Genomic DNA, 26533 nt, shown 5'->3' on the forward strand with positions numbered 1-26533 from the left:
GGCGTGGAGGGCGTGGAGGGCGTGGAGGGCGTGGAGGGCGTGGAGGGCGTGGAGGGCGTGGAGGGCGTGGAGGGCGTGGAGGGCGTGGAGGGCGTCTCAAGAAAAGCCAAGAAAGGTACCGAGACCCTCGCGCTCCGCGCCAAGTCTGTTCCCTCCCTACCCTCCTAACCCTCCACGCCGAAATAAACTTTCCCGTTCTCCCCTCTCTCCCCATTCCGCGCCAGCGGCGCACCGGCTGCGAAGGTTTGGGAAGGAATGCGCGCCGCGGCCCCGCCGCGCTTTCGCCGGGCGCGCGGCGGGGGGTATACTCTGCGCTGCCTCGGCGCGCCGCGCCCGCAGGCCTCCGACCGTGCTCTCACCCTCCGCCTCGCTCCATGTCCATACGCCACGCGACCCGCCGCCGCCTGCTCGCCCTCCTCGCCGTGCCCCTCGTCCTCGCCGCGCCCCTCGTCCTCGCCGCCTGCGAGACCGCGCCCGAGACCGGCGACCTCGACACCCTAGACGAGCAGGCGGCCTACATCATCGGCTTTGGCTTCGGATCTGATCTCAGCGAGCAGTCCGCCCTCCAGGGTGTCGAACTCGACCACGACCTCGTCCTCGCAGCCGCCCGCGAAGGGCTGCGCGGCGACTCGATGCGGTTCTCGGACGACGAGATCGCCTCGATCATGCGCGCCTTCGGGGACACCCTCCGAGTCCAGGCGACGCGGTCGAACGCGGAGGAGGGCGAGGCCTACCTCGCCGGCATCGCCGGGCAGGACAGCGTCGAGGCCACCGAGAGTGGGCTGCTCTACAAGGTGCTCCGCGAGGGCGAGGGCGAGTCTCCTGAACTCGGCGAGACCGTCGTGGTCAACTACCGCGGCACGCTCCCCGACGGCACCGTCTTCGACTCGTCCTACGAGCGCGGCCAGCCGCAGCAGTTCCGCGTCGGCGAGGTGATCGAGGGCTGGAACGAGGCGCTCCAGCTCATGAAGCCGGGGAGCCAGTGGATGCTCTACATCCCGGCCGCCCTCGCCTACGGCGAGCAGGCCCGCCCGCCCATCGGCCCGAGCCGCGCCCTCACCTTCGAGGTCGAGCTGATCGACGTGATCGCGGCGGAGGAGTAGCGCAGTGCGTGTGTGATACTACCTCTTCGAGTTCGTGGTGCATCGCGGCACCGTAGGGGCGTAGCATGCCAGGCCCCTACAGCGGTTGAGACGGGGCGCTGGGCGGACCGTCACCCAAGCGAACCGGCATCGCACCCTCAGCCCCCCGCACCCTGCTGCCCAGACCCGGCTCAGTCACGCGCCGAAGAGCTTGGCGAAGTCGCGGCGCTGCTCGCTCCCGCCGAGCATGAGGAGCTCGTCCTCGGCGGCGAGCACGGTCTCGGCCGAGAGGTCCGTCGTGACGCTGCCGTTCTGCTGCAGGGCGACGACGGTCATCCCCGTCTGGGCCCCAATACCGGTCTCGGCGAGCGCCTTGCCGCGCAGCGAGCGCGGCGTCGGGACCGAGAACAGGTTGACCCCCTCGCCGAGCACGATCAGCTCCTTGCCCTTGATGATCGAGAACACGGCCTCGGTGCCGAGCGAGGCGTAGCTCAGCACGAAGTCCGCCCCGGCGCGGTGGATGGCTTCGAGGTTGCGCTCGTGCGTGATCCGGCTGACGATGCGGGCCTCGGGGTTCAGCTTGCGGCAGTACGAGGCGAGGAAGATGTTGACGGCGTCGTCGTTGGTCGTCAGCACCACCGAGGGGGCCTTCAGCACGCCGGCCTCCTCCAGGAGGTAGTAGTCCGCTGCGTCCCCGGCGAAGACCTCGTTGCAGGCCGACTGGAGCCGCCGGCAGAGCGCCGGGTCGCGCTCGACGAGGTGGACCGGGATGTCGCGTGCCCGGAGCGACCGCGCCACCGCCGCACCGACCCGCCCGCCGCCGACGACGACGACGGGGTTCGGGTTGACGCTGTAGATGACGAGGAGGTCGTCGAGCGCCGCAAGTTGCTCCTCGGTGCCGATGACGACGAGCACGCTGTCGTTGTCGAGGTGGGTGTCGGCCCGCGCCGGAAGCAAGGCCCCGCGTCCCCAGATGCCGACTACGCTCACGCCGGAGATCTGGCGCATCCGCGTCTCGCGGATCGTCTTGCCGGAGAACGGCGTGTTGTGCACCGGCAGCTCGGCGATGAGCAGGTCCTCGTAGTGGCCGATGGGGTGGGACTGCGCGTGCTGTGCGTTGACGCGGTTGGCGAGCTGCTCGCCGAGCCACTGCTTGAGCGGGAGGACGTGCGTAGCCCCGCTCAGTTCGAGCACGTCGACGGAGTCCTTCGCGTTGGCAATCGCCACGACCGTCTCGTCCGGCTCCACCTCGCGGACGGTCAGGACGATGTTGGTATTGACCGTGTCTTCGCGGTTGGCGAGCACGAGGCGGGCATGGTCGAGGCGGAGCGCCTCGTAGGTAGCCCTGCTGTCGACCTCGCCCGCGATCACCGAAACGCCGTCCAGGTACCGGTTGGCGGCGACCGTCGGGTCGTCTTCGAGCACGAAGTAGGGGATGCCCTCCTGCTTGAGCCGCCGGATCAGCCCCGGCGCCACCGAGTCGTAGTCGCAGATCACGACGTGGCCCTCGGTGTCCGGCGGCACGGCGCGCGGGGCACGCGTGCGGACCTGCGTCTCCAGCCAGGGCGCGTAGAAGAACCGGACGAACGCGAACGGGAGGACGATCAGGAGCAGGACGATCCCCGAGAGCAGCACGACGATGCTGAAGAGCCGCCCGAGGTCACTCTGGAACGTGATGTCGCCGAAGCCGAGCGTGCTCATCACCGTCAGCGTCCAGTAGAACCCTGTCACCCACGAGTGCTCCTGCCCCTCGTAGCGCATCACGACGTGGAACACGACGGCGTAGACCACGATCACGGCGGCGATGAACGCGACGTACTTCAGCAGCGACCGGACGTTGCGCCGGACTTTGCGGTCCCCGAAAAAGTAGGAGAGCTGGCCGCTGACGAACTTCATGCCGTGCCCTCCGTGCTCTGCGCTTCGCTACACCACGGGCCGTCGAGGTGGGCGACGCCCCAGTCGGCGAGCGCGCTCAGCGCGGGCGTCAGGGCGCGGCCCTGCGCGGTGAGCGCGTAGTCCACGCGGGGCGGGACCTCAGCGTAGACCGTCCGCTCGACGAGACCGTCGGCGGCGAGGGCGCGGAGCTGCTGGCCGAGCATCTTCTCCGAGATGCCGGGGATCGCCCGCCGAAGCGCCCCGTAGCGGCGCGGCCCGGCCTGGAGGTGCCACAGGAGCGGGATCTTCCACTTTCCGCCGACGAGCGCGACGGCAGCGGTGACGGGGCAGGCGGCGTGGAGCGTGGCCGAAGCCATTTCTTACCTCGGGGTAGGTAACAGAGGGAACCGAACGTAGCGGAGCCTGCGTGCGCACCTCAACCACTCACCTTGCGTTTCGATCCCATGCACCTCGCCGTTTTCGGAGCCACCGGCCGGACTGGCCGCGAAGCCCTCACCCAGGCCCTCGCCGCTGGCCACACCGTCTCCGCCTTCGTGCGCAGCCGCGCCAAGCTCGCCGCCCAGCAAGACCTCTCGAACGACCGCCTCCGCGTCGTCGAGGGCGACGTGCGCGACTACGACGCCGTCGCCCGCGCCGTCGCGGGGGCCGATGCTGTCCTCTCGTGCCTCGCCCCCGTCCCTAAGGACGGCCGCGTCCAGACCGAGGGTACCGAGCACATCGCCCGCGCGATGGCGGCCCACGGCGTCCGCCGCATCGTGAGCCTCACCGGTGCCGGCGTCGACGCCCCCGGCGACCCCGAGCGCTCGCTCGGCGGGAAGATCATGCGCGGCGTGATGGGCCTCGTGGCCAAAGACATCCTCGCCGACGCCGAGGGCCACGCCGCCGTCCTCCGCCGCTCCGACCTCGACTACGCCGTCGTCCGCGCCCCCCGCCTGACCGACGACCCGCACTCGGGCCGCTACCGCCACGGCATCCTCCAGCTCGGCCTCGGTGCCAAGATCCCCCGCGCTGACGTGGCTGACTTCATGCTGGCCGAGGCCACCAGCGGGACCTACCGCCGCATCGAGCCCCACGTCACCGGTGCCTAGAACTTCTCGATGCGCAGGATCTCGACGGCCTCCATGTAGACGATCCCCGAGTAGTTTTTGAAGTAGGTGGCGGCCACCCGGTCTACGATGGCGTCGGCCGTCGCCCGGTCGGCGACGATCACCTCGATCTTGACGAGCGAAAAGTCGCCGACGACCGAGGCGCGGCCTCCCGCTTTGATGCGGTGCCCGCCCTTCCCGCTGCCCTCGAAGACCGAGTAGCCCGTCGCCCCGGCGTCAACGATGATCTGCTCGATCTGGTCCTCGTTGAGCTTCTCGGTGACAATCGAGACTTTGGTCGCCTGGTGGGTCATAGCGTTTCCTCCGGTAGCAAAGGGTTGAGCAGCGGCTAGAGGCCGAAGACGAGCTGGCCAAGCGTCAGGTAGAGCGGAATCCCGACCGCGATCGAGATCGGCGTGCCGATCGCTGTCGAGGAGCCGATGTAGGCCGACGGGTTCGCCGAGGGGATCCCGGCCCGCAGCGTCGGCGGACCCGAAATGTCCGAGTTCGACGCGGCGATGACCGCCAGCAGGATCACCCCGCCCGGGCTGAAGCCGGTCGCGACGTGGGCGAGGTAGCCCAGCCCGAAGGCCACGAGTCCGTGGACGAGCGGGGCCACGAGGGCGTAGATCGCAAACCAGTGCGCCACCTGGCGCAGCTCCGCCAGGCGCGACCACGCCTCGATGCCGAGCACCAGCATGAGGATCGAGAGCAGGCCGCGGAAGAGCGGGTCGTAGAACTCCTCGAAGAGCCCCTCGGGCCGGGCCAGCAGCCCGATCACGATGCCGAGCAGGAGCGCCGAGAGCGCCGAGCCGCGCAGGCTGTTCTTGAGGATCGGCAGGATCGCCACGCGCTCGGTGCCGTTCTGCTTCTGCGCGTGCACCCCGGCCAGCACAATCGCCAGCACGAGCGCGGGGATGTCCATGAACGGGTAGAGCGCCGGGACCCACGCCTCAAACAAGACCGTCTCCTCTTCGAGCACCACCATCGCCGCGGCGAGCGTGGAGGCGCTCACGGCCCCGAACAGGCCCGCCGTGGCGATCCCGTCCTCGGTGCTCACCTGCGGCAGCGCCGCCAGCGTCACCCGGCCGAGGATCACGACGAAGCACCCGACCACAAACGCGATCAGCGCCGGAACCACGATCGCCCCGAAGTCGGCCTCGCGGATCTCAATTCCTGCCTCCAGGCCGATCCGCATCAGGAGCATGAACACGATGAAGCGGTAGATCGCGTCCGGGATCGTCAGCTTGGACCCCAGCGCGGCGATGCCCATGCCGCCCAGCAGAAAGGCCAGCGTCGGCTTCTGAAGCTGGGAGGCGAACGTCGAGACGAGGTCGGACAGAGCGTCCATGCAGAGGCGTTGAGAGAGGCAAACCGCAGAAGGGGTCGGCCGTCCACCGCCACCGGCAGCGTCCAGGCCGTCCCCAGGACTTTTGGGCGAGACCCGAGGTTCCTTTGACTGGTTAGAGCCTATCTGCCGGACGAGCCTACCCGCCGTCCGATGTCGAGAACCGGGCGTAGAGGTCGTCGCTCGGCGCGACGGGCCGCATCGTCGCCGGGTCGATGGGTCGCCAGAAGGTGCGGGCCTCTGCCAGCAGCTTCCGGTCCGCGGCGCGAAGGATCTCCGTGTGCCGCTCGAACGATTGTCCCCTCGTCCCCCCAAGCCATGTCCGGACGATGACGGCCTCGTCCTGCCGGAACGCCGGCCGTCGGTAGTCGATCTCGTGCCGGGCGATGACCCAGAGTAAGCTGTCTTTCTCCTCGTCCGTCGCGGCCGCCGTCCAGTGCGCAATCGCCGCCTCCTGCACCCAGCGCAGGTAGACGACGTTGTTGACGTGGTCGAGCTGATCGATGTCCGCCGGCGTGATGGCGATCTCGACCTCAAACGGCTGGCGGAGCGGCTCAGGTTGCATGGTCGCTGTCGCTACGATCGGACGTAGAAGCTCTTCGATACAGCACAAGGGCGAGGAGAACGCTAATAGCGAGGTGCGGAATGAAGAAGCTGAAGGCGTAGTAAACAAAGAGAATAAACATGCCTCCAAAATATTCAGCTAGAGTGGTATTGGGGCGATCCGGGGACATGATAGAAAGGGCGACGGAGATAGCGATGAACCCGGCCACAAACAAGAAGAGAGGAAAGGAGAAGGCCCAGGTTGCTGTGCACCATGGTCGTCGCCGCGAAGATGTGCGCCAGATTCTTGTTCCAACCAGCGCCCCAGTGAGCCCACAGGCAGGAAAGAGGGCAGCGAAGGGGGCAAGGGTATCGCGGAACAGGTCTGATTTGAAGGCAAACAGCAACGCGCAGCACAGGAGGCCGGCGAGAGCGGAAAGCGCGATAGGGAAAGATTCTGACCGCAATCTAGACATCGACTCGACGTGACCCGTGTAGCCCTTATGGGTAAGCATGGATGTCCGCGCTAGTTGAGCGGTCTAGCGCTGGCGTCGGTTGCCGCGTTTGCGGCGCGGGCCGCCTTGCTTCGAGCCGCGGTCGTCGCGGCCGGGGCGCGAGCCCTCGCGGAGGGCCTGCGTCACCCGGTCGTAGTCGATCACCGGGACCGGGTAGTCCTCGCCGAGGACGACGCCGTGCCGCTCCTGCTCGGCGTCCGACATCCGGTACGGCTCGCGGGCCTGCTTCGGCGGGAGGTCGCGGAGCGCGGGCAGCCAGTGCTTCACGAAGGCGGCGTCCTCGTCGTACTTCCTGAGCTGCAGCTCGACGTCGAAGTAGCGGTCGCGCGGGTCGCTACCGACGCCGGCGTTGTAGGCCCAGTTGCCCCAGTTGCTCGTCACGTCGTAGTCCACCAGCAGCGCCTCGAAGTAGGCCGCGCCGACCCACCACGGCTGCTTGAGGTGCTTGGCGAAGAACGAGGCCACGTTCTGCCGGCCCCGGTTCGACATGAAGCCGGTCTCGTTGAGTTCGCGCATCGAGGCGTCCACCATCGGGAGGCCGGTTCGCCCGTCGCGCCAGGCGGCGAAGAGGCCCTCGTCGAGGCGCTCCGGCATGCCCGCGACGCCCTTCGGGCCGGAGGGCCAGAACAGGCGGTCGCCATACTTGGCGCCGTAGAGCCGGAAGAAGTCGCGCCACAGCAGCTCGAAGGTCAGCCAGTAGGTGCTCCGGTTCTTGACGCGCTCGGCCTCGTAGCGCCGGACCTCGGCCTGGACGCGGCGCGGCGAAAGGCACCCGTGCGCGAGCCACGCCGAGAGCTTCGACGAGTCGTCGGGCGCGAGCATTCCGTTGCGGGTCTCCTTGTAGACGCGGAGACGGTCGGCATCCCAGAGGTAGTGATCGAGGCGCTTCAGCCCGGCCGTCTCACCGCCGCGCATCCGAAACCCGAGCCGGTCGTCCGTCTCGCGCGGCGCGACGCCGAGGGCGTCGACCGACTCGGGGATAGCGCCGGGCCCGACGCCGTCGGGCGTCGGCGGCAGCGCCTCGGGGGCGGGCTCGGGCGCGTAGTAGTCGCCCGCCGGACCCTTCTCGACGGCCTTGCGGAACTGCGTGAACACGTCCGGCGCGTCGGCGACTTCGAACGGGAGGTCGTCGAGCGAGACGAGCGTGTGGCCCCAGACGACGTTCCACGTCAGGTCCGGCAGCGCCTCGCGGAGTGCCTGCTCGACCTCCATCTCCTCCTGCATCGGCTCGTCGTGGAGGTGGATCGACGCCGCGCCGGTCTGCTCGGCGAGCGGGGGCAGCACGTCCTCCGGCCGCCCCTGCCGCACGACGAGGTCGCTGCCGAGCGAGCGCATCCGCCCGCGGAGGTCGCGGAGCGATTCGAGGACGAAGGCGGCGCGGTAGCCCTCAGTCTTACGGAAGCCGTACGGCGTCTCAGCGTAGTGGCGCGGGTCGAGGCAGTAGACGGCGAGGAGCCGCCCGTCCGGCCCGGCCGCTTCGACAGCGTCGAGGAGCGGCTCGTGGTCGTGGAGGCGGAGGTCGTTGCGGAACCAGAGGAGGGAGGCGGGCACGGCAGTCGAAGAGGTAGGGAGGAGGGGCCGAGGCCAACGGTCACAGTCCAACCCATGATCCCGCGCTGCGTCCAGTCTGCCCGCTAGGCAGCCGCGAGGACAGCGTCTTTCGCCAGCGCGAGGAACGCAGCGGCCTGCTCACGGCTGACACTGGGGAACCCCTCCAAGAAGTCGTCGAGTGGTCGGCCCGAAGAGAGGTAGTCGAGGAGGTTCTGGACGGGAACGCGCGTGCCCTGAAACACGGGTGTGCCTCCCAAAGTGTCGGGGTCGGAATGGTAGACCTGGTGCCGCTGCATGGCGCCCGCGTGTTTGATTCAGGGAACCGAACGCCCTCGACTCGTTCCCGATCTGGCACGGCGCAGTTGCGGCGAAACGGAAGAATGTGGTCAACTAGCCGAGGAGCGCAGTTGAGCGCGCAATTCCTCAACCGGGATGGGCGGATTGCGGCGGTGTAGCATGGCGTGGCAGTTCGGGCAGACTGGCCGAAGGTCTCGAACTGGGTCAACGAGGCGAGGTCCAGCCTTCAATGCAAGCGGGACCAGATGATGAACATGGATATATCCCCGACCTATCTCCCCGTAGGCCGTCTCGAAATTGAGCCCACATACGGCGCAGTCATATCCGAAGTAGTCGAGACAGCGCTGCCGGAGTTTCGGGTCTCGTTCGTATCGGTCGAGTGCGACGCGCTTCACGGCCCCCTCGTAGCCGGGACGCGGCTCACGCGAGGCGGAAGCGGAGTCGGCGCGAGTTATAGAATTCTTGGTCGGATAGCCCGCCCGCTTTCGAAGCGCCCACGCGCCACTTCCGAGCCCCCCGACAGAGTAGAACAAATCCTCGCGGCTATCCCGATAATTTTCGGAGTCAGAGGAGTAGCTTTCGACCTGGTTCCGAACAATCGCCCGCCAGGTCTTCGGAAGTGGGAGGCCTCGCACGCGTGCTACCTCCTCGTACAGGGCGGCGTAGGCCGCTTGCCCTCCGAGATTCTGCATCGCGGTTACAATGTCGTCGATCCAGCGGGCCATATACTTCGAGGTGGAGGGGAGGCGGGATAACGTTCTGGAAGATACGTTCCTCGCCTATGCCCGCTCCGCCGCGCCGAGGACTTCGGGCGTGACCTCGACGACGCGGCCCTTCGTGAGGGCGAGCGTGCGCGCCGGGTGCTGACGGACGAGGCGGTAGTCGTGCGTCGCCATGAGGATCGTCATGCCCTGCCGGTGGAGCTTGAGCAGCAGCTCGTGGATGCCGTCGGCGACCGTAGGGTCGAGGTTGCCGGTGGGCTCGTCGGCCAGGAGGAGGGGCGGCTCGTTGACGAGCGCACGGGCGATGCAGGCGCGCTGCTGCTCGCCGCCGGACATCTCGTGCGGCATCGCCCGCTGCCGGTGCGTCAGCCCGACGCGCGCGAGCACCTGGAGCACGCGGTGCTTGACTGCGCCGCCGCTCTTGCCGGTCGCGTAGAGCGCGAAGGCGACGTTCTCGAACGCGCTCCGGTCCGGCAAGAGCTGAAAGTCCTGGAAGACGACCCCGAGCGAGCGCCGGAGGTAGGGGACCTCTTTCTCCTTGATCTGGTCCGACCGGTAGTGCCCGACGCCCACCACCCCCGCGTCCGGCTCGCGGTCCATGTAGAGCAGCTTCAGGAGCGAACTCTTCCCGCTCCCCGTCTTGCCGACGAGGTAGACGAGTTCGCCGCGATCGATCTGGAACGACACGTCCTCGAAGATCGTCCGCCGCCCCTTCTCCGGGGTCGGATACGACAGGCTCACATTGCGGAATTCAATCATGTCGAATGTCGAGTTACGAATGACGAGCGACGAATGACTGAGGGCGGCACCCACTCGAACCTCGTCATTCGTCCTTCGACCTTTTCATAATCCAATGAATGCGCTCGGAATCGTCGGTGGCCGAGGCCGTGGTGAAGCCGTCGTACGCGGCCATCACCTCCAGCGGCGAGGCGGCGGCGAGGGCGTCGATCTCGCCCAGCGCGTAGGCCCGCTGGACGTGCCGCTCGGCGTAGGCCGTGCCGTCGATCTCCAGGTCGAACGTGGTCGTGTGGAGGCGGGTCGCGGGGTCGTACTGGCTGTGCCGGGTGTACGTGAAGCGGTCGGCCTCGCCCTCGTCCTCGAAGTAGGCCTCGTTGTTGACCGAGTTGGCCGGCGTGCTTTGGTCGACGATGAACAGGCCGCCCGGCGCGAGCGCCGCCGCGACGCGCTCGAAGAGGGCCGCCACGTCGGCGTCGTCGAGGAGGTAGTTCAGCCCGTCGTAGAGCAGCAGGACCGCGTCGAAGCGCTCGTCTACGTCGAACCCTGTGAAGTCAGCCACGGCGAAGCGGAGAGCCTGCCCCGGACCCGATCCGGGGTCGCCGAGGCTCGTTCCGTGCAGGTCTGCTTTCGCCCGGGCCACGCGGACCATCGTCTCCGAGCGGTCGGTGGCGAGGTAGCGGAACCCGCCGGGCCGCCGCTCCTGCAACTCAAAGGCGAGGCTGCCCGTCCCGCAGCCGAGTTCGAGGATCGACTGCGGCTCGTGCTCGTGGAGCGCGAAGAGGTCGAGGACGTAGTCGGCCCAGTCGCCGTAGTCGACGTGCGCCATGACCACGTCGTAGCCCGCGGCGAGGGCGTCGTAGGGCGGGGTGGCGGCGGGTGTCGGGGGCGGCATCTCCGGTCGATGGCGGTAAGAGAAACAGCGGCGTCGTGAGGATGGAAGATAGAGGATGGCGAATGAAAGGGCGGTCGAGTTTGAGGTGCCATCCTCCATCTTCTACCCTCTATCCTCCAGCCTGCGTCGCGCGGCGATCTCGGCGGCGAGGAGCGTGGCCTCGCGGAAGCTCGCCGCGTCGGCGAGGCCGCGCCCGGCGATATCGAAGCCGGTCCCGTGGTCGGGCGAGGTGCGGACGATGGGGAGGCCTACGCTGACATTGACCCCGCCGCCCATGGCGAGGGCTTTGAACGGGGCGAGCCCCTGGTCGTGGTACATCGCAAGGACGGCGTCGTGCCGCTCGAAGCCGCGCCGCCCGAAGAACGCGTCGGCGGGAAAGGGGCCGTGGACGCCCAGGCCCTCGGCGCGTGCCCGCTCCAGCGCCGGCTCGACGAGGTCGCGGTCCTCGGTCCCGATCACCCCGCCGTCGCCCGCGTGCGGGTTCAGGCCGAGCACGGCGACGCGCGGGGCGTCGATCCCGAAGTCGCGCCGCAGGCTGGCGTCGAGGCGGCGGAGCGTGTCGAGGATTACCTCGGGCGTCACGGCGTCGGCGACGGCGCGGACCGGCATATGCGTTGTGACGAGCGCGACGCGGAGACCGGGAACGTGCGGGTCGAGGAGCACCATCACCACCCCATCGGCGTCGGTGCGGGCAGCGATGAACTCGGTGTGGCCGGGGACGTGGTAGCCCGCGAGCGTGATCGCCTCCTTCGAGATCGGAGCCGTCACCATCGCGTCGGCCTCGCCTGCGAGGCAGGCGTCGACGGCGCGCTCGACGGCCCGCATGGCGAGGCGGCCGCCCACCGCGTTCGTCTCGCCCCACGCAATGTCCGGCGTCTCGCCCGGCGCGACCTCCCAGATGTCTAGCCCCGTCGCCACATCTTCCAGCCCGAGCCGCGCGGCGTGCGCGTGCAGCACCGCTTCCGACCCGACCAGCACCGGATCGATGCGCGCGCGCAGGTCGCCGTCCGCGAGCGTCTTCAGCACCACCTCCGGCCCGATCCCGTTCGGGTCGCCGAGGGTGAGCGCGAGGCGAGAGCGATGGGGCATAGTAGGACAATCGTAGGGGCACAGCATGCTGCGCCCCTACGCCGTTCATCGGTTGAGGCGGTGCTCCAGCACGTCCACGAGCAGGCGGACGCCGAAGCCGGTGCCCTCCTTCGGGCGGTACGGGGCGGGGCTGCTGAGGAACGCCGGTCCGGCAATGTCGAGGTGGACCCACGGGTACGCAGCCTCGTCGCCCTCGCGGGTGAAGTGCTCGAGGAACTTGGCGGCGGTGACCGTCCCGGCCTCGCGCCCGCCGACGTTCTTGATGTCGGCCGTGTCGCTCCTCAGCTGCTCGGCGTAGTGGGCGCGCATCGGGAGCGGAGCAAGCCACTCGCCGGTCCGGTCGCCGGCGGCGATAAAGGCGTCGAGGCGGTCGGCGCTGGCGTCGTCCTCGGGCGTCAGCACGGCGGCGACGCGGGTACCGAGGGCGACGACGGCCGCGCCGGTCAGCGTCGCCACGCTGACGACGAGGTCGGGGGCGTACCCTTTCGCCACGTCGAGCGCGTCGGCGAGGATCATCCGGCCCTCGGCGTCGGTGTTGAGGACCTCGACCGTCAGGCCGGAGCGCATCGTCACCACGTCGCCGGGGACGTAGGCGGTCTCGCCGGGCCGGTTGTCAGTGGCGGGCACGAGGGCGACGACGTGGAGCGGGAGGCCGAGCGCCGCGACGGCCCGCATCGTGCCGAGGACGGCCGCGCCGCCGCCCATGTCGGCCTTCATCTTGTCCATCGAGCCCTTCGTCGGCTTGAGCGACAGCCCGCCGGTGTCGAAGACGACCGCCTTGCCGACGAGCACGACGGGCCGCTCGTTCCGGGCGCCGTCGGGCTTGTGCTCCAGGACGATGAACGCGGGCGGGTCCTGGCTGCCCCGGTTGACGGCGAGCAGCCCGCCCATCCGCTCCTTCTCGACGCGGGCCTTGTCCCACACCTCGCAGGTCAGCCCGACCTCGGCTGCCATCGCCTTCGCGCGCTCGGCGAGGAGCACCGGCGTCTTGTCGTGCGGCGAGGTGTTGACGAGGTCGCGCGCGAAGCACGCCGACTCGGCCCGGACGCGCGCTGCGTCGACCGCCTCGTCGATCCCGTCGCCGTGGACGTCCAGGGATTCGACGGCGGCGGGCTGGTCATCGCCGGTCTTGTAGTCGAGGAACCGGTAGCCGCCGAGAATAAGGCCCTCGACGAGCGCGGCGGCGTGCTCCGGTCCTGCCTCGGGAAGGGCGAGGGCGACGGAGGCGGCCTTCAGCTTCTGCGCAGCGACAGCGCCTTTCGCGGCGGCCGTGCGGAGCGTCTCGGCCTCCGTGTTTTTGATGCCGACGAGCCCGAGGCGCCGGTCTCCAGCATAGAACAGCACCGGCGCGTCGCCCGTCGTGGCATCGGCCACCGCCTGCTCGGTCCCCGGAAAGGCGTCCGCGAGGTTAGTGTCGGCGTGGACGAACAGGAGCAGGAGGTCCGCGTCGGTCTCGGTGAGCGCGGCGTTCGTGGTGGCGACGGTCATAGAGGGGGGGAGGCTGGGGTGAGCCGGAAGGTACGGGCGGCGGCCGTGCTTTCACCGCGCCTTCAGAGGGCGTTGAGGATTCACCCTGAGGGGCTGCGCGCGGCTACTGGAGGCGTCCGCCGCGTTGCACTCCCTTCGGCTACGCTCAGGGCAGGCTCTGCCCGATGCGGGGCATCGACCTCCTCGCGCGCCTTGCGGCCCACCTACAGTCCCTCACGCTCGCCGTCCTCCCGTAAATCTCAACGCCCTCTTACCCGTCGAGATTCTATCTTCCGAACGGCCGTCTCGCCGCCCCGCCCCACGCCCGTGCCCACGCCGCCTCCGCTCCGCCATTCCGGCACCGTTGCCGTCGCTGCTCCCGCGAGCGCGCCCCTCGACGAGGTCCGCTACCGCGACGGCCTCGCCGCGCTCCGCGCCCGGGGTCTGCGGTTCGAGCACCCGCGCGAGATTGCCCCCTACGGCTTCCTCGCTGGGACCGACGCTGAGCGCCTGGACGAACTGAACACGCTCCTCCGGCGCGACGACCTCGACGCCATTTTCTGCGTGCGCGGCGGCTACGGCACGCTCCGCCTGCTGCCGGACCTGGACTACGCCGCCGCCCGGGCGCACCCCAAGCTCGTCATCGGCTACAGCGACATCACAGCACTCCACTGCGCGCTCTGGGCGAAGGCGGAGCTGCCCGGTCTGAGCGGTCCGATGGTCGGCCCCGACTGGTCGGCGATGGACGCGGCGAGCGAGGCCCAGTTCTGGCACCTCGCCGAGGGCGGGGTGGGGGAGGTCGTCGGCCCCGGCGGCGAGCGGCTGGAGCCGGTCCGGCCGGGCGAGGGCGGGGGCGTGCTCGTCGGCGGCAACCTCGTGATGCTCTGCGCGCTCCTCGGCACGCCGTTCCTGCCCGACTTGCGCGGGGCGATCCTGTTCGTCGAGGAGGTCGGCGAGTCGCCGTACCGGATCGACCGGCTGTTTGCCCAACTGAAGCTAGCGGGTGTGCTCGACCATCTCGGCGGGCTCGTCCTCGGCGCGTTCACCGGGGCCGATCCGCCCGAGAATCGGCCTTCGCTTTCGCTGGACGAGGTGTTCGGCCACTACACCGCCGACCTGCCGTACCCCGTCGCCCGCGGCCTCGTCTACGGCCACCTCCGGCCGAAGAGCACGCTGCCCGTCGGCGTCCGAGCCCAGCTGGAAGTCGGTGCCGAGGCCGCCACGCTCACCGTCCTCGAACCCGTCACCGCCTGACTGTGTCCGACGCCCTGCGACTCGCCGTTTTCGCCTCGGGCGGTGGCTCGAACCTGCAGGCTATCCTCGACGCCGTCGCCGAGGGGTCGCTGAACGCCGAGGTGGTGCTCGTCGTCTCGGACAGGCCCAGCATCGGGGCCCTCGACCGGGCGGAGCGGGCGGGTATCCCGACGGCCGTGCTGCACCCTCGGGACTTCGCGGCCGCCGACGTGTTCGGGGCTGCGCTGCTCGATGTACTGGGTGAGTACGGGACAACTTTCATAGCGCTCGCGGGCTACCTGAAGCAGATCCCCGCTGCGGTCGTGCGTGCGTTCCGACACCGCATTCTCAACATCCACCCGTCGCTGCTGCCGGCCTTCGGCGGGCCGGGGTTCTACGGGCGCCGCGTCCACGAAGCCGCCCTCGCCCACGGCGTCCGCTGGAGCGGGGCGACGGTCCACCTCGTCGACGAGGCCTACGACACCGGCCCCATCGTTCTCCAAGAGCCCGTGCCGGTGCATCCCGGCGACACGCCTGAGGTACTCGCCGCCCGCGTCCTCGCCGTCGAGCATCAACTCTATCCCCAAGCCCTCCGCCTCTTCGCCGACGACCGCGTCCGCATCGACGGCCGCCACGTCAGAATTACGAACGACGAGTGACGAGCGACGAGCGGATGTCACGAGCACCCGTTCGTCGTTCGACGCTCGTAACTCGACACTCGAACCATGATTCAGACGAAAGACCTCCCGCCGCCGGCCGACCGCTATCCGGTGCAGCGTGCCCTCCTCTCGGTCTCCGACAAAACCGGCCTCGCCGCCTTCGCCCAGCGCCTCGCCGCGCTCGGGGTTGAACTCGTCTCGACAGGCGGGACGGCGCGCGTGCTCCGCGAGGCCGGGCTGACGGTGCGCGACGTGGCCGAGGTCACCGCCTCGCCCGAACTTCTCGACGGGCGCGTCAAGACGCTCCACCCGAAGATCCACGCCGGCCTCCTCGCCCGCCGCACCGACGCGGACGACCTCGCCCAGCTCGACGAGCACGGCATCGCGCCCATCGACCTCGTGGTCGTCAACCTCTACCCCTTCGCCGAGGCCGTGGCGCAGGACGACGTGACCGACGCGGTCGCCGTCGAGAACGTCGACATCGGCGGGCCGACGATGGTGCGGGCAGCGGCGAAGAACCACTTCTTCGTCGGCGTCGTCACCTCGCCCGACCAGTACGACGCCGTGGCCATAGAGTTGGAAGCGCACAGCGGGCAGCTTTCGCTGGCGACGCGGCGGGAGCTGGCGGGCGCAGCCTTCACCCATACGGCCGACTACGACGCGGCGATTGCCGACTATTTCGACCGGAACGACGGTGCAGGGGCGACCGGCCGGTCGCCCCTACCAGAGACGTTCAGCATCGCTTTGCCGAAGGCCCAGACGCTCCGCTATGGCGAGAACCCTCACCAGGCCGCCGCCCTTTACGGCGACCCCGGGCAGGCTTTCACCAAGCTCCACGGCAAGGACCTCTCGTTCAACAACCTGATCGACCTCACGGCCGCGCTCGACCTCATCCGCGAGTTCGGCGAGGCCGGGCCGGCCGTGGCGATTCTCAAGCACACCAACCCGTGCGGCGTCGGGACCGCCGAGGCGCTAGAGGTAGCCTACCACAAGGCCTTTGCGACCGACCGGCAGAGCCCGTTCGGCGGGATCGTCGCCGTCAACCGCCCGCTCGACCGGGCGACGGCCGAGGCCATCGACGCGGTCTTCACCGAGATCATCATCGCGCCGGGCTACGAGGAGGGCGTGCTCGGTTTCCTCCAGCAGAAGAAAAACCGCCGCCTGATCGAGACCCGCCCCGGCGCAGACGTGGCGGCGCTCGACGTGCGGACGGCGGCGGGCGGGCTGCTCGTGCAGGAGGCCAACCCGCCCCTCGGCTCCGCCGCCGACCTCCGCGCGCGCTCGACCGTCGCCACCGAGCGCGCCCCGAGCGAGGCCGAGTGGGCCGACCTCGACTTCGCGTGGCGGGTCTCGAAGCACGTTAAGAGCAACGCTATCGTCTACGCTGGGGGCGGGGCGACGCTCGGCATCGGGGCCGGGCAGATGAGCCGGATCGACGCGAGCGAGATCGCCGTGATGAAGGCGGGAAAGTCGAGCCTCGCGCTTGAGAATTCGGTCGTTGCGTCCGATGCTTTCTTCCCGTTCGCCGACGGTTTGCTTGCCGCCGCCTCGGCCGGAGCCCGCGCCGTGATCCAGCCCGGGGGCTCGGTCCGCGACGACGAGGTGATCGCCGCTGCCGACGGGTACGGCCTCGCGATGGTCTTCACCGGAGCGCGGCACTTCCGGCACTGAGTTCGGGGACAGAGAGCGTGGAGAGCAGGGAGAGAGCGAGGGGTGCCGCCGTCGCTGAAACGTACCATTCCCTCCTCACCCTCCGTTCCCTCCACGCCCTGCCTTCCTCCGCCCGCGCTGTCCCGTTTACCCTATCTTCCACCACCCCCATGCTCACCTTCACCCACCCCGCCGCCTTGTTCCTCAACAACGACATCGCCATCGACCTCGGGACGGCGAACACGCTCATCTACATACGCGACAAGGGGATCGTCCTCAACGAGCCGTCCATCGTCGCCATCAACCGGAGCACGGGGAAGCCGGAGGCCATCGGGCTCGAAGCCCAACTGATGCACGAGCGGACCCACCGCGAGATCGAGACGATCCGCCCGCTGCGCGACGGCGTGATCGCGGACTTCGAGGTGGCCGAGTACCTCATCAAGGGCCTCATCAAGAAGGTCAACCCGGGGTGGTCTAAGCGGATCGGGAAGATGGTGATCTGCGTGCCGAGCGGCATCACCGAGGTCGAGAAGCGCGCCGTGCGCGACTCGGCGGAGTACGCCGGCGCGAAGAACGTCCGCCTGATCGACGAGCCGATGGCGGCGGCGGTCGGGATTGGGCTCAACGTCCGCGAGCCGATCGGCAACATGATCGTCGACATCGGCGGGGGGACGACCGAGATCGCCGTGATCGCGATGAACGGGATCGTCGTCGACGAGTCGATCCGCGTCGGCGGCGACGAGATCGACGCGGCGATCATCCAGTACTTCAAGAAGCACCACAACCTGCTGATCGGCGAGCGCACGGCGGAGCTCATCAAGTGCGAGGTCGGCAGCGCGGTCCCGCTCGACCCCGAGCTCGAGCTCTCGATCAAGGGCCGCGACCTCGTCTCGGGCGTCCCGAAGACGCGGACCGTCTCGTCCGAGGACGTGCGCGAGGCACTCCGCTCGCAGATCGCCCAGATCGCGGCGGCCGTCATGCGCGCGCTCGAGAAGACCCCGCCGGAGCTCGGCGGCGACATCCTCGAGCGCGGCATCATGCTCACCGGCGGCGGGGCGATGCTCAAGGGCCTCGACGTGATGCTCCGCGAGCGGACCGAGCTTCCGGTCTACGTCGTCGAGGACCCGCTGACGGCTGTCGTGCGCGGGACCGGCAAGGTGCTCGAAGAGCTCGAAGACTACGAGCGCGTGCTGTCGTACTAACGGTTTCTGGTTCTTAGTTTCTAGTTTCTGGTTCGGCACCGGTGACCAGGTGCGACGAACGAGAAACCAGGAACTCGAAACTAGAAACTGCGAAGCCCCATGCTGAGCCACCTCTGGGCGCGCGCCCGCGACTTCGTCCTCCTCGCGGCGCTCCTCATCGTCTCGCTCGTCGTGCTGCTCTCGCAGAACGGGCCGCTGTTCCGCTCGGCGCGGGCGCTCTCGCTCCAGGCGACGGCCCCGGTCGAGGGCGGCTTCTCGTGGACCCAGCGCTACACGCGCGCCCTCGAAGAGAACGACGAACTCCGCGAGGACAACATCGACCTCGCCGCCGAGGTGGCGCGCCTCCGCGAGGCCCGCAGCGAGAACGAGCGGCTCCGCGCCCTGATTGCCTTCCGCGACTCGGTGGACTACAACATGGTCCCGGCCCGCGTCGTCGGCAAGGACATCACGAAACAGGAGAACCTCCTCACGCTCAACGTCGGCGCGCGCGACAGCGTCGCGGTGGGGATGGCCGTCATCGACGAGCGCGGGATCGTCGGCAAGGTGGTCCTCGTCAGCGAGCGCTACAGCCTCGTCATGCCGCACCAGAACACCGACTTCCGCGTCCCGGCCAAGATCGACCTCCTGGGGCGCGACGGGGTCGTGCTCTGGGACGGAGCCTCCAACGACCGCCTGCTGATGGAGTACGTCGTCAAGACCGAGCCCGTCTTCAAGGGGCAGCTCGTCACGACGAGCGGGTTCAGCGGGACCTTCCCGGCCGGCATCCCCGTCGGCGAGGTCGACTCGGTCTACGCCGCGCGCGGCCGCAACGACCTCGTGATCTACCTCCGCCCGGCCTCGTCGGTCAGCACGGTCGACTACGTCTACGTGCTCCTCGACCAGATCTCGGTCGAGCGCACCGAGCTAGAGGCGACGCCGATCCAGTAGAGTTTCCGGTTTCTTATTTCGACCGCTGTGCTTCCGTCTTGACCAGTGATGGACTTTCTCTCTTCCGCTCTTCCACTCTTCCGCTCTTCCGTTCTTCCGCTCCTCCTCGCCGCTACCCTGCCGCTCCTCCAACCGGCGCAGGCGCAGAACTGGCGGGGCCAACTCGACGCGGTCCTCGACGACGAGGTCTTCGACGACGCGCACTGGGGCGTCCACGTCCTCGACCTCGCCACCGGGGAGACGCTCTACGCCCGGAACGCCGGCAAGAACTTCGTCCCGGCCTCGGTGACGAAGCTCTTCTCGACCGCCGCTGCGCTCGACGGCCTCGGCCCCGACTTCCGCTACTCGACCACGCTCTACCTCGACGGCAGGGTCCGGGACAGCGTCCTCACCGGCCACCTCGTCGTCCGCGGCTCCGGCGACCCGACGATCAGCGACCGACTTTTCGGAGACGGCTACCCCCGCAGCGGCGACCCGACGGCGCTCTTCCGGTCCTGGGCTGACTCGCTGAAGGCGCGCGGCGTCACCTCCGTCTCGGACCACGTCATCGGCGACGACGACGTCTTCGACGACACGGAGCTCGGCAACGGCTGGGCGTGGGACGACGTGCCCTCGCGCTTCGCCGCCGAGATCAGCGGTCTCAGCTTCAACGAGGGTCGCGTCACCGTCACCGCCGAGGCCGGGCAGGTCGGCCGCACTGCTGACCTCGCGGTCGAGCCCGAGACGGACTACGTCTACTTCATCAACCGCACCGAGACCGTCCCCCGCAGCGAAGGCTCCGACCGCGAGATCCGCCGCGAGCGCGGCGGCAACGCCTTCTGGGTCGAGTCCGAGGTGGCCGAGGGGCGGACGCTCCGCCACACCGTCTCGGTCCACAACCCGACGCGCTACTTCGCCCACGTCCTCCGCGAGACGCTCATCGCCGAGGGCGTCTACGTCGACGGCGACCCCGTGGACATCGACGACTGGCGCGACAAGCCGGACTACGCCCGCCTCGTGCCCGTCGCCACCCACACCTCGCGGCGGCTCGCCGACCTCGCGGCGCTCGTCAACAAGGAGAGCCAGAACCTCGTCGCCGAGCACCTGCTCAAGACGCTCGGCGCGGTCCGCTGCCCCGCGGAGCGGCCCGAGCAGGTGGAGTGCGGCTCGGTCTGGGCGGGGCTGCTCGCGGCGCGGCTCCTCTTCGAGCAGGCGGGGCTGGAGCTGGAGACGATGCGGCTGCGCGACGGCTCCGGCATGTCGCCCTACAACGCCGTGGCCCCCGAGGACGTGACGGGGCTGCTCCGTGCGATGTGGATTCACCCCGACCCGGCCGTGACCGAGGCGTATTTCGACTCGTTCGCGGTGGGTGGCGAGGACGGGACGCTCGCGCGCCGCTTCCGTCAGGGGCAGGCGCGGGGCAACGTGCGCGGCAAGACCGGGACGGTGACCGGCGCAAAGAACCTCGCGGGCGTCGTCACGACGGCCGGCGGCACGCCGCTCGCCTTCGCGCTCTTGGCAAACAACTTCGGCACGACCCCGTCGCGGGTGACACGCGCCCAGGACGGCATCGTCGAGGTGCTGGCACGGCAGACGTGGTAAGCTAAAGGCACGGTCGGCATGGCACGGGGACGACCGGTTGATTCGGGCGGGGCAGGCCCGTAGCTTGGCTGCATTCCCAACCCCTTACCGCCTTCGCCATGCCGTGGTCCATGCTTCTTCGCTACGCTACCGCCGCTCTTCTCGTCGCGCTCACCGTCGTTCCCGCCGAAGCGCAGCAGACCATCACGGCTCGCGAAGCCGCCCTCAGCGAGGTGCCCTCGGCTGACGGCGATGCCTGGGTCGAGACCCACATCGTCGCGGGCGATGCTGAGGCGCAGCGCCGCATGACGGAGGCCCTCCTCGCAGGCGGCGCGCGCTCGGCGGGGCTGACGATTCTCACGCCGGGCGACGACCCCGAGGGCGACAACATCGGCGAGGCGGCGTTCACGCCGGACGGGGGGCGGCTCCTTCTCGCCAACGGCTACACGGACAACCTGACCGTCCTCGACGCCGCCACGCTCGAGGTGCTCGCCAACGTGGACGTGTGCAACTTCCCGACGAACGTCGCCGCCTCGGCGTCGGTCGCCGTCGTGGGGTGCCTCGAAGGACTCTCGCTCGTAGACCTTGATACCTACACCGCCACCGAGGTCGCCGGCTTCGGCGAGGTCGGGGCGGCCGAGATCATGCCGGACGGCATGCGCGCCGTCGTGGCCGACCTCGACGCGCAGTCGGGCCGGATCATCGACCTCGCTACCGGCGCGACGGACGTGAGCTTGGCGACGCTGCCCACCTCGAGCGTCGGGTTCGAGTTCCTCTTCCCGACGACGCGCTCCCGGGTCGAATACTCCAAGGTGCTCATCGCCGACGGCGGCGCGACCCTCATCGTCCCGCGCTTCGACGAGGAAGGGGTAAACGGCGGCCTCCTCTTCGTCGACGCCGCGACCGGCAACTTCGAGGACATCACGGTCGGCGTGAACGCGGTCGAACTGGTGCTGAGCGAGGACGGCGCGTTCGTCGTCGCCGCCGACCGCTTCGAGGACAGGCTGATCGTCCGCGTTGACGCAGCGGAGCGGGCGGTCGACACGACCTACGTCCTGCCCGAAGGCGTGCGCGGCAACGGCCTCGGCGACTTCACCGCGAATGCCGACGGGAGCAAGGTCCTCTGCGCGTTCGCGCCCGTAGGCGGCGGGACGATCCAGAACTACGTCATCGACCTCGACGCGGGCACCGAGCAGAACCTCGGGACGACGGCCCTCATCCACTGGCACGCGCCGCTCGCCGGCGGGCGCTACGTCGCCGGCAGCGGCGCGAGCGGGACGGCCGTTTTTGATTTCCAGACCGATGCCGTCACCCAGATCGTCGGGCCGGACGTGTGGGCGTGGGGCGGAGCCGTCACTCCGGACGGCGCGCGGTTCGCCTCGTGGACGATCGTCGAGCAGGAGCGGGCCTTCACCTACGACATCGCGGACGGCACGGCGAGCCTCCTCGGCGAGCAGGTCTCAGGTGCTCCGGCCGAGGCCGACAGCCCGATCCAGCTCAGCGTCTACCCGGACGGCGACCGCGCGCTCGTGACCAACCGGAAGTCGTACAACCTCAGCGTGCTCGACCTCGAAACGATCACCGAGGTCGAGATCATCGACGTTCCGAACGGCGTCGAGCCGCGCCGGGCGGTGGTCCTGCAAGACGGCGAGCGCGCCGTCGTTGGCAACCGGCAACTGCCGTCCTCGTGGCAGTTCCAGCTCCTCGACCTGGAGACCGGCGACCTCCTCGACGCGGTCTCGCTCCAGGCGCTCCCCGAGGCGCGCGGCGTCGACGGCGGCGTCTTCGCGCTCAACCTGAGCGACGAACTGTTCTTCTTCGACACGAGCGGCGACGAACTCGATCTCGTCGAGGGGCCGAGCACGTTCATCGTCGACGCCTGGGCCACGCCCGACGACGGGGCGCTCTTCTTCGCAATGGACGAAGCGGCCGGGCTCGTGCGGTTCTACGACGGCAGCACCGGCCTCTCGGTCGCCGAGTTCTCGGTCCCCCAGCCTGTGTCGGTGGCGTTCACGCCGGGCGGGGCTCTCGCCTTTGCGCTCAGCGGCACCGGCGAGGTGTTCCGCTACGCGGTCGACGGCGCGACCGTCACGGCCGACAGATCGTTTTCCTGCGTATGCTCCAATCCTGTCTATGTCGCCGCTAACGACGAGACGGTTGGCGTCGCGGCAGAGGACGGCGTACTCCTGTTCCGCGTGGTAACGGGCGCGTCCGAGGGCTCGGTGAGCGCCGGCGGAACCGTCTCGTGGCTGGCCGTCCGGCCGAACGGGGGCATCATCGCGGAGCTTACCCTCTCGGGCGGCGCGAGCGGGCTCTACCTCGACGGGACGGTGGAGACGCTGCCGCGCGGGACGTTCAACCCCGAGTACGCCCGCGAGGCGGACCTCGCGCTCCTGCCGCTCCCCGGCCCCGACGCCGTCGCCATCGGCACGCCGGTGGCGGTGTCGAACGAAGCCGGGCCCGGCACGGTGTCGCCCCTCACGCTCACCGCTGCGCCCAACCCGACGCGCGGCACGGCCGCCGTGCGTGTGGCGTGGGCCGAAGGTGCGTCCCCGCAAGGCGGTCGCCTGGAGGTGTTCGACGTGCTCGGTCGCCGCGTGCTCGCGTTCGACCTCGACGAGCACCGGTCGGCACCCGGCCGGGCTGCGGTCGAGCTGGCGGGGCGGCTGCCGAGTGGGGTCTACGTGCTCCGGGCGTCGGTCGGGCGGCACGAGCAGAGCCTGCGCCTGACGGTGGTGGAGTAGGGACGGTGGTGGAGTGGGGGCCGCAGGCGGCCGCCGGTCCACCCGGTCGTTCGTTCCCACAACCATTCCGCGGTTGTTATCGTATCTTTACCTCTCGGGTAGCCATTGATACCGTACAATGCCTCCTGCTGCTACCCCTACAGTACTCGTCTCCGGTCTCTGCATGCGCTCTTCCCACCCTCCGATTATTCACGCGACGACGGTACTCGGCGTCCGCAAGGGCGGCACCGTCGCCCTCGGCTCCGACGGGCAGGCGACGATGAAGGACACCGTCCTGAAGCACAGCGCCCAGAAGGTGCGCCCCCTCTTCAACGGTACCATCCTCGCGGGCTTCGCCGGGGCCACGGCCGACGCGTTCACCCTCTTCGAGCGCTTCGAGGAGAAGCTCCAGAAGTACGGCGGCAACACCACCCGCGCCGCTGTCGAGCTCGCCAAAGACTGGCGGACCGACCGCTACCTCCGCCGCTTGGAAGCGCTTCTCGCCGTCGCCGCCCCGGACCGGCTCCTGCTTATCAGCGGCACCGGCGACGTGATCGAGCCCGACGACGACATTCTCGCCATCGGCAGCGGGTCGCCCTACGCGCTCGCCGCCACGCGCGCGCTCCTCAAGCACGGCGACGGGCTCTCGGCCCGCGAGATCGTAGAGGAAGGGCTCCACATCGCCGCCGACATCTGCATCTATACCAACCATACCCTCACCATCCTGGAACTGGAGGCAAAGCCGCCCTCGGGCGGTCCGTCCCCGGATGAGCCCGAGCCGGAGGCCGCCACCACGGCCAACGGGTCGGGCGAATCGTGAGGTCAGTCACTCACCCAACACCACCATCCGTCATGAACCATCCTCAGCCTCAGGTCCGCGCCGCGGTCCTGATTGATTATCAGAACCTGTACTACTACCTCAAGAACCGGCTCGAAGGCCACAATTCGCCGGGCGAGCACATCCTCGACATGCTCGACACGCTCCGCGAGCGGCTCTCCGAGGACGGCGTGCCCGTGGCCGTGGGCCGCGCCTACGCCGACTTCTCGGGCCTCGACGACCACGCCCGGCACGTCCAGCGCGCGCTCTACCTCCTCGGCGTCGACCCGCGCTTCGTGCCCTCCACGATGCACCGCAACACGACCGACCTCCAGCTCTGCATCGACGCCATCGACTTCGTCGAGGACCGGCCCGACATCCGCACCGTCGTCCTCGTCTCCGGCGACCGCGACTACGTCCCGCTCGTGCAGGCCCTCGGCCGGCGCGGCCGCGACGTGGTGATGGTCTCGTTCCGCGAGCACCTCTCGGCCCGCCTCTTCGACAACATCGAGGCTGGACGCTTCCTGGACGCCGAGACGCTGATGACCGAGGAGGCCCGCGACCTCCTCCAGGAGGACCACCATGCCAACGGCCAGCCCGAGATGACGACCGAGTTCGCCGAGATCGTGGACCTGCCGTTCGACGTGGACATCGAGGCGCTCCGCGTGATCGAGGACTACTTCGGGCAGTACGACGAGGTCTACCTGACGCCGCTGCTCCGCAAGCTCTCCGAGGAGCTCGGCGACATCGAGGACCACGACCCGAAGTCGCTCATCGGCGACCTCGAGGAGTGCGGGGCCTGCCGCCTCGAGCGCCGCAAGGGGATGCCGTACGACTACACCGTGCTCATCGTCAACAGCGAGCACCCGGCCGTCCGCGAGGTCCAGGACGAGATGCGCGGCGGCGGCGACGACTTCGACGACTTCGAGAGCGGCGACGGGGCCGACGTCGAGGGCGAGTACGAGGGCGACCTCGCCACCGAGGAGGAATAAAGCCCTCGTCCATCTGAGTCTGTAGGGGCAGGTTTCAAACCTGCCCCTACGCCGTTTTGCACGTCGCCGATTCTCCATAAAACACGGCCCGGGCCGCGCCGTACAACGCCGCACTCCGTCTCCAACCGCCCCGCCATGCACGAAGAACTCACCCCGCGCCAGATCGTCGCGGAACTCGACAAGTACATCATCGGGCAGACCGACGCCAAGAAGAGCGTCGCGATCGCGCTCCGCAACCGGTGGCGCCGCATGAACGCGCCCGAGGAGATGCGCGACGAGATCATGCCCAACAACATCGTCATGATCGGCCCGACGGGCGTGGGCAAGACCGAGATCGCCCGCCGCCTCGCCCGCCTCGCCGGCGCGCCGTTCATCAAGGTCGAGGCCACGAAGTTCACCGAGGTCGGCTACGTCGGGCGCGACGTGGACTCGATCATCCGCGACCTCGCCGACTTCGCGGTCGGAATGATCAAGGAGGAGCAGGCCGAGGGCGTGCAGGAGCGGGCCCGCCAGCAGGCCGAGGAGCGCGTGCTCGACGTGCTGATCCCGCCCTCGGAGCCGCGCAAAGAGAAGGCCGGCACCCTCCTCAACGGCCCCGGCTTCGTCATCCGCCCGCAGGAGGACGTCGACGAGCCCGCCAGCGAGGACGACCTCCGCGAGCGCACGCGCGAGCGCTTCCGCACCATGCTCCGCGAGGGCAAGCTCAGCGAGCGCGAGGTCGAGATCGACGTGGCGAGCGAGGGCACGCCGACGCTCCAGATGTTCGGGCCGATGGGGATGGAGGAGATGGGGATCAACATCCAGGAGATGTTCGGCAACCTCGGCGGCGGCAAGAAAAAGAAGAAGCGCCGGATGACGGTCGACGAGGCCATCGAGGCCCTCGCGGTCGAGGAGGCGCAGAAGCTGATCGACATGGACGCCGTCCAGAAAGAGGCCATCGAGCGCGTCCAGCAGGCCGGGATTGTGTTCATCGACGAGATCGACAAGGTCGCCGGCGGCTCGCGCCAGGCCGGCGGGCCGGACGTCTCGCGCGAGGGCGTCCAGCGCGACCTCCTGCCGATCGTCGAGGGCTCGAACGTGATGACGAAGTACGGCATGGTCAAGACCGACCACGTCCTCTTCATCGCCTCCGGCGCGTTCCACGTCTCCAAGCCCAGCGACCTCATCCCCGAACTCCAGGGCCGCTTCCCGATCCGCGTCGAACTCGACAACCTCACCGAGAGCGACTTCTACAAGATTCTCACGATCCCGCAGAACGCGCTCCTCAAGCAGTACCAGGCCCTCCTGGCCTCCGAAGGCGTCGAGATCGAGTTCACCGAGGACGCCGTGCGCGAGGTTGCCCGGATCGCGGCCCAGGTCAACGCGGAGGTCGAGAACATCGGGGCCCGCCGGCTCCACACGATCCTGACGACGCTCCTCGAAGAGATCCTGTTCGCCGTCCCCGAAGAAGAGCAGGACGACAAGGTCGTGGTCGACGAGGCCTACGTCCGCGACCGGCTCCAGTCCGTCGCCGAGAACCGCGACCTGAGCCAATATATTTTGTGA

General features: G+C 69.1%; 23 protein-coding genes and 1 pseudogene. 12 read left to right on the forward strand and 12 right to left on the reverse strand.

The genetic code is table 11. The annotated features are described in order from the left end of the window. The first annotated feature begins 374 nt into the window (after positions 1–374). On the forward strand, positions 375–1103 hold the full coding sequence (locus tag AAGI91_08300; protein ID MEM1042615.1) for an FKBP-type peptidyl-prolyl cis-trans isomerase: 729 nt from the start codon (positions 375–377) through the stop codon (positions 1101–1103). Between the two features lie 174 nt (positions 1104–1277). Here the strand turns inward: AAGI91_08300 and AAGI91_08305 are convergent, their stop codons facing one another. Together AAGI91_08305 and AAGI91_08310 are read right to left on the reverse strand one after the other, a co-directional pair. Continuing rightward, entirely contained in the window at positions 1278–2978 is a 1701-nt protein-coding gene (locus AAGI91_08305; GenBank protein MEM1042616.1) for an NAD-binding protein, read from the reverse strand. Next, positions 2975–3334 (reverse strand): helix-turn-helix domain-containing protein, encoded by a 360-nt coding sequence (locus AAGI91_08310; GenBank protein ID MEM1042617.1) that lies wholly within the window; start codon positions 3332–3334, stop codon positions 2975–2977. Before AAGI91_08310 ends, AAGI91_08305 begins: the two co-directional genes overlap by 4 nt. A gap of 87 nt (positions 3335–3421) precedes the next feature. Here AAGI91_08310 and AAGI91_08315 point away from each other — a divergent pair, with 87 nt between their 5' ends. Beyond that, on the forward strand, positions 3422–4066 hold the full coding sequence (locus tag AAGI91_08315; GenBank protein ID MEM1042618.1) for an NAD(P)H-binding protein: 645 nt from the start codon (positions 3422–3424) through the stop codon (positions 4064–4066). Here AAGI91_08315 and AAGI91_08320 read toward each other — a convergent pair. The 10 genes from AAGI91_08320 to AAGI91_08365 all read right to left on the reverse strand — a co-directional run bounded on the left by AAGI91_08320 (position 4063) and on the right by AAGI91_08365 (position 13246). Then, a complete protein-coding gene (locus tag AAGI91_08320; GenBank protein ID MEM1042619.1) occupies positions 4063–4377 on the reverse strand; it encodes a hypothetical protein in 315 nt (104 codons plus the stop codon). The genes AAGI91_08315 and AAGI91_08320 overlap by 4 nt on opposite strands. 35 nt (positions 4378–4412) lie before the next feature. Beyond that, on the reverse strand, positions 4413–5414 hold the full coding sequence (locus AAGI91_08325; GenBank protein ID MEM1042620.1) for a sodium-dependent bicarbonate transport family permease: 1002 nt from the start codon (positions 5412–5414) through the stop codon (positions 4413–4415). A gap of 136 nt (positions 5415–5550) precedes the next feature. Beyond that, positions 5551–5976, reverse strand: coding sequence for a thioesterase family protein (locus AAGI91_08330; protein ID MEM1042621.1), 426 nt, complete (start codon positions 5974–5976; stop codon positions 5551–5553). Positions 5977–6493: 517 nt separating this feature from the next. Then, positions 6494–8020 carry a DASH family cryptochrome gene (locus AAGI91_08335; GenBank protein MEM1042622.1) on the reverse strand — a complete coding sequence of 509 codons (1527 nt, stop codon included), beginning with the start codon at positions 8018–8020 and terminating at the stop codon, positions 6494–6496. An 83-nt stretch (positions 8021–8103) separates the two neighbouring features. After that, on the reverse strand, positions 8104–8316 hold the full coding sequence (locus AAGI91_08340) for a DUF433 domain-containing protein (protein MEM1042623.1): 213 nt from the start codon (positions 8314–8316) through the stop codon (positions 8104–8106). A gap of 90 nt (positions 8317–8406) precedes the next feature. Further along, complete coding sequence (locus AAGI91_08345; protein ID MEM1042624.1) at positions 8407–9042, reverse strand: HNH endonuclease; 636 nt, start codon at positions 9040–9042, stop codon at positions 8407–8409. A 54-nt stretch (positions 9043–9096) separates the two neighbouring features. Beyond that, a complete protein-coding gene (locus AAGI91_08350; protein MEM1042625.1) occupies positions 9097–9798 on the reverse strand; it encodes an ATP-binding cassette domain-containing protein in 702 nt (233 codons plus the stop codon). A 64-nt stretch (positions 9799–9862) separates the two neighbouring features. Beyond that, positions 9863–10669, reverse strand: coding sequence for a class I SAM-dependent methyltransferase (locus tag AAGI91_08355; protein ID MEM1042626.1), 807 nt, complete (start codon positions 10667–10669; stop codon positions 9863–9865). Positions 10670–10771: 102 nt separating this feature from the next. Next, positions 10772–11758, reverse strand: coding sequence for a 4-hydroxythreonine-4-phosphate dehydrogenase PdxA (gene pdxA / locus AAGI91_08360; protein ID MEM1042627.1), 987 nt, complete (start codon positions 11756–11758; stop codon positions 10772–10774). 45 nt (positions 11759–11803) lie between these two features. Next, positions 11804–13246, reverse strand: coding sequence for a leucyl aminopeptidase (locus tag AAGI91_08365; protein MEM1042628.1), 1443 nt, complete (start codon positions 13244–13246; stop codon positions 11804–11806). Positions 13247–13552: 306 nt separating this feature from the next. Here AAGI91_08365 and AAGI91_08370 point away from each other — a divergent pair, with 306 nt between their 5' ends. From AAGI91_08370 to hslU, 10 genes and pseudogenes are all read left to right on the forward strand, one after another. Continuing rightward, positions 13553–14479 (forward strand): LD-carboxypeptidase, encoded by a 927-nt coding sequence (locus tag AAGI91_08370; protein ID MEM1042629.1) that lies wholly within the window; start codon positions 13553–13555, stop codon positions 14477–14479. 2 nt (positions 14480–14481) lie between these two features. Then, positions 14482–15117: a phosphoribosylglycinamide formyltransferase gene (gene purN, locus AAGI91_08375; protein MEM1042630.1), complete on the forward strand. Its 636-nt coding sequence runs from the start codon at positions 14482–14484 to the stop codon at positions 15115–15117. A gap of 66 nt (positions 15118–15183) precedes the next feature. Continuing rightward, on the forward strand, positions 15184–16788 hold the full coding sequence (purH, locus tag AAGI91_08380) for a bifunctional phosphoribosylaminoimidazolecarboxamide formyltransferase/IMP cyclohydrolase (GenBank protein MEM1042631.1): 1605 nt from the start codon (positions 15184–15186) through the stop codon (positions 16786–16788). Positions 16789–16937: 149 nt separating this feature from the next. Then, positions 16938–17969, forward strand: coding sequence for a rod shape-determining protein (locus AAGI91_08385; protein ID MEM1042632.1), 1032 nt, complete (start codon positions 16938–16940; stop codon positions 17967–17969). Between the two features lie 99 nt (positions 17970–18068). Then, complete coding sequence (mreC, locus tag AAGI91_08390) at positions 18069–18896, forward strand: rod shape-determining protein MreC (GenBank protein ID MEM1042633.1); 828 nt, start codon at positions 18069–18071, stop codon at positions 18894–18896. A gap of 48 nt (positions 18897–18944) precedes the next feature. After that, a complete protein-coding gene (gene dacB, locus AAGI91_08395) occupies positions 18945–20477 on the forward strand; it encodes a D-alanyl-D-alanine carboxypeptidase/D-alanyl-D-alanine-endopeptidase (GenBank protein MEM1042634.1) in 1533 nt (510 codons plus the stop codon). Positions 20478–20587: 110 nt separating this feature from the next. Continuing rightward, a complete protein-coding gene (locus tag AAGI91_08400; GenBank protein ID MEM1042635.1) occupies positions 20588–23200 on the forward strand; it encodes a hypothetical protein in 2613 nt (870 codons plus the stop codon). A 163-nt stretch (positions 23201–23363) separates the two neighbouring features. Continuing rightward, positions 23364–23912: pseudogene (hslV, locus tag AAGI91_08405) on the forward strand (ATP-dependent protease subunit HslV). A 119-nt stretch (positions 23913–24031) separates the two neighbouring features. After that, positions 24032–24988: an NYN domain-containing protein gene (locus AAGI91_08410; GenBank protein ID MEM1042636.1), complete on the forward strand. Its 957-nt coding sequence runs from the start codon at positions 24032–24034 to the stop codon at positions 24986–24988. A 135-nt stretch (positions 24989–25123) separates the two neighbouring features. Further along, positions 25124–26533 carry an ATP-dependent protease ATPase subunit HslU gene (hslU, locus tag AAGI91_08415; GenBank protein ID MEM1042637.1) on the forward strand — a complete coding sequence of 470 codons (1410 nt, stop codon included), beginning with the start codon at positions 25124–25126 and terminating at the stop codon, positions 26531–26533.

The organism is Bacteroidota bacterium (genome assembly GCA_038746285.1).
GTDB lineage: Bacteria > Bacteroidota > Rhodothermia > Rhodothermales > JANQRZ01 > JANQRZ01.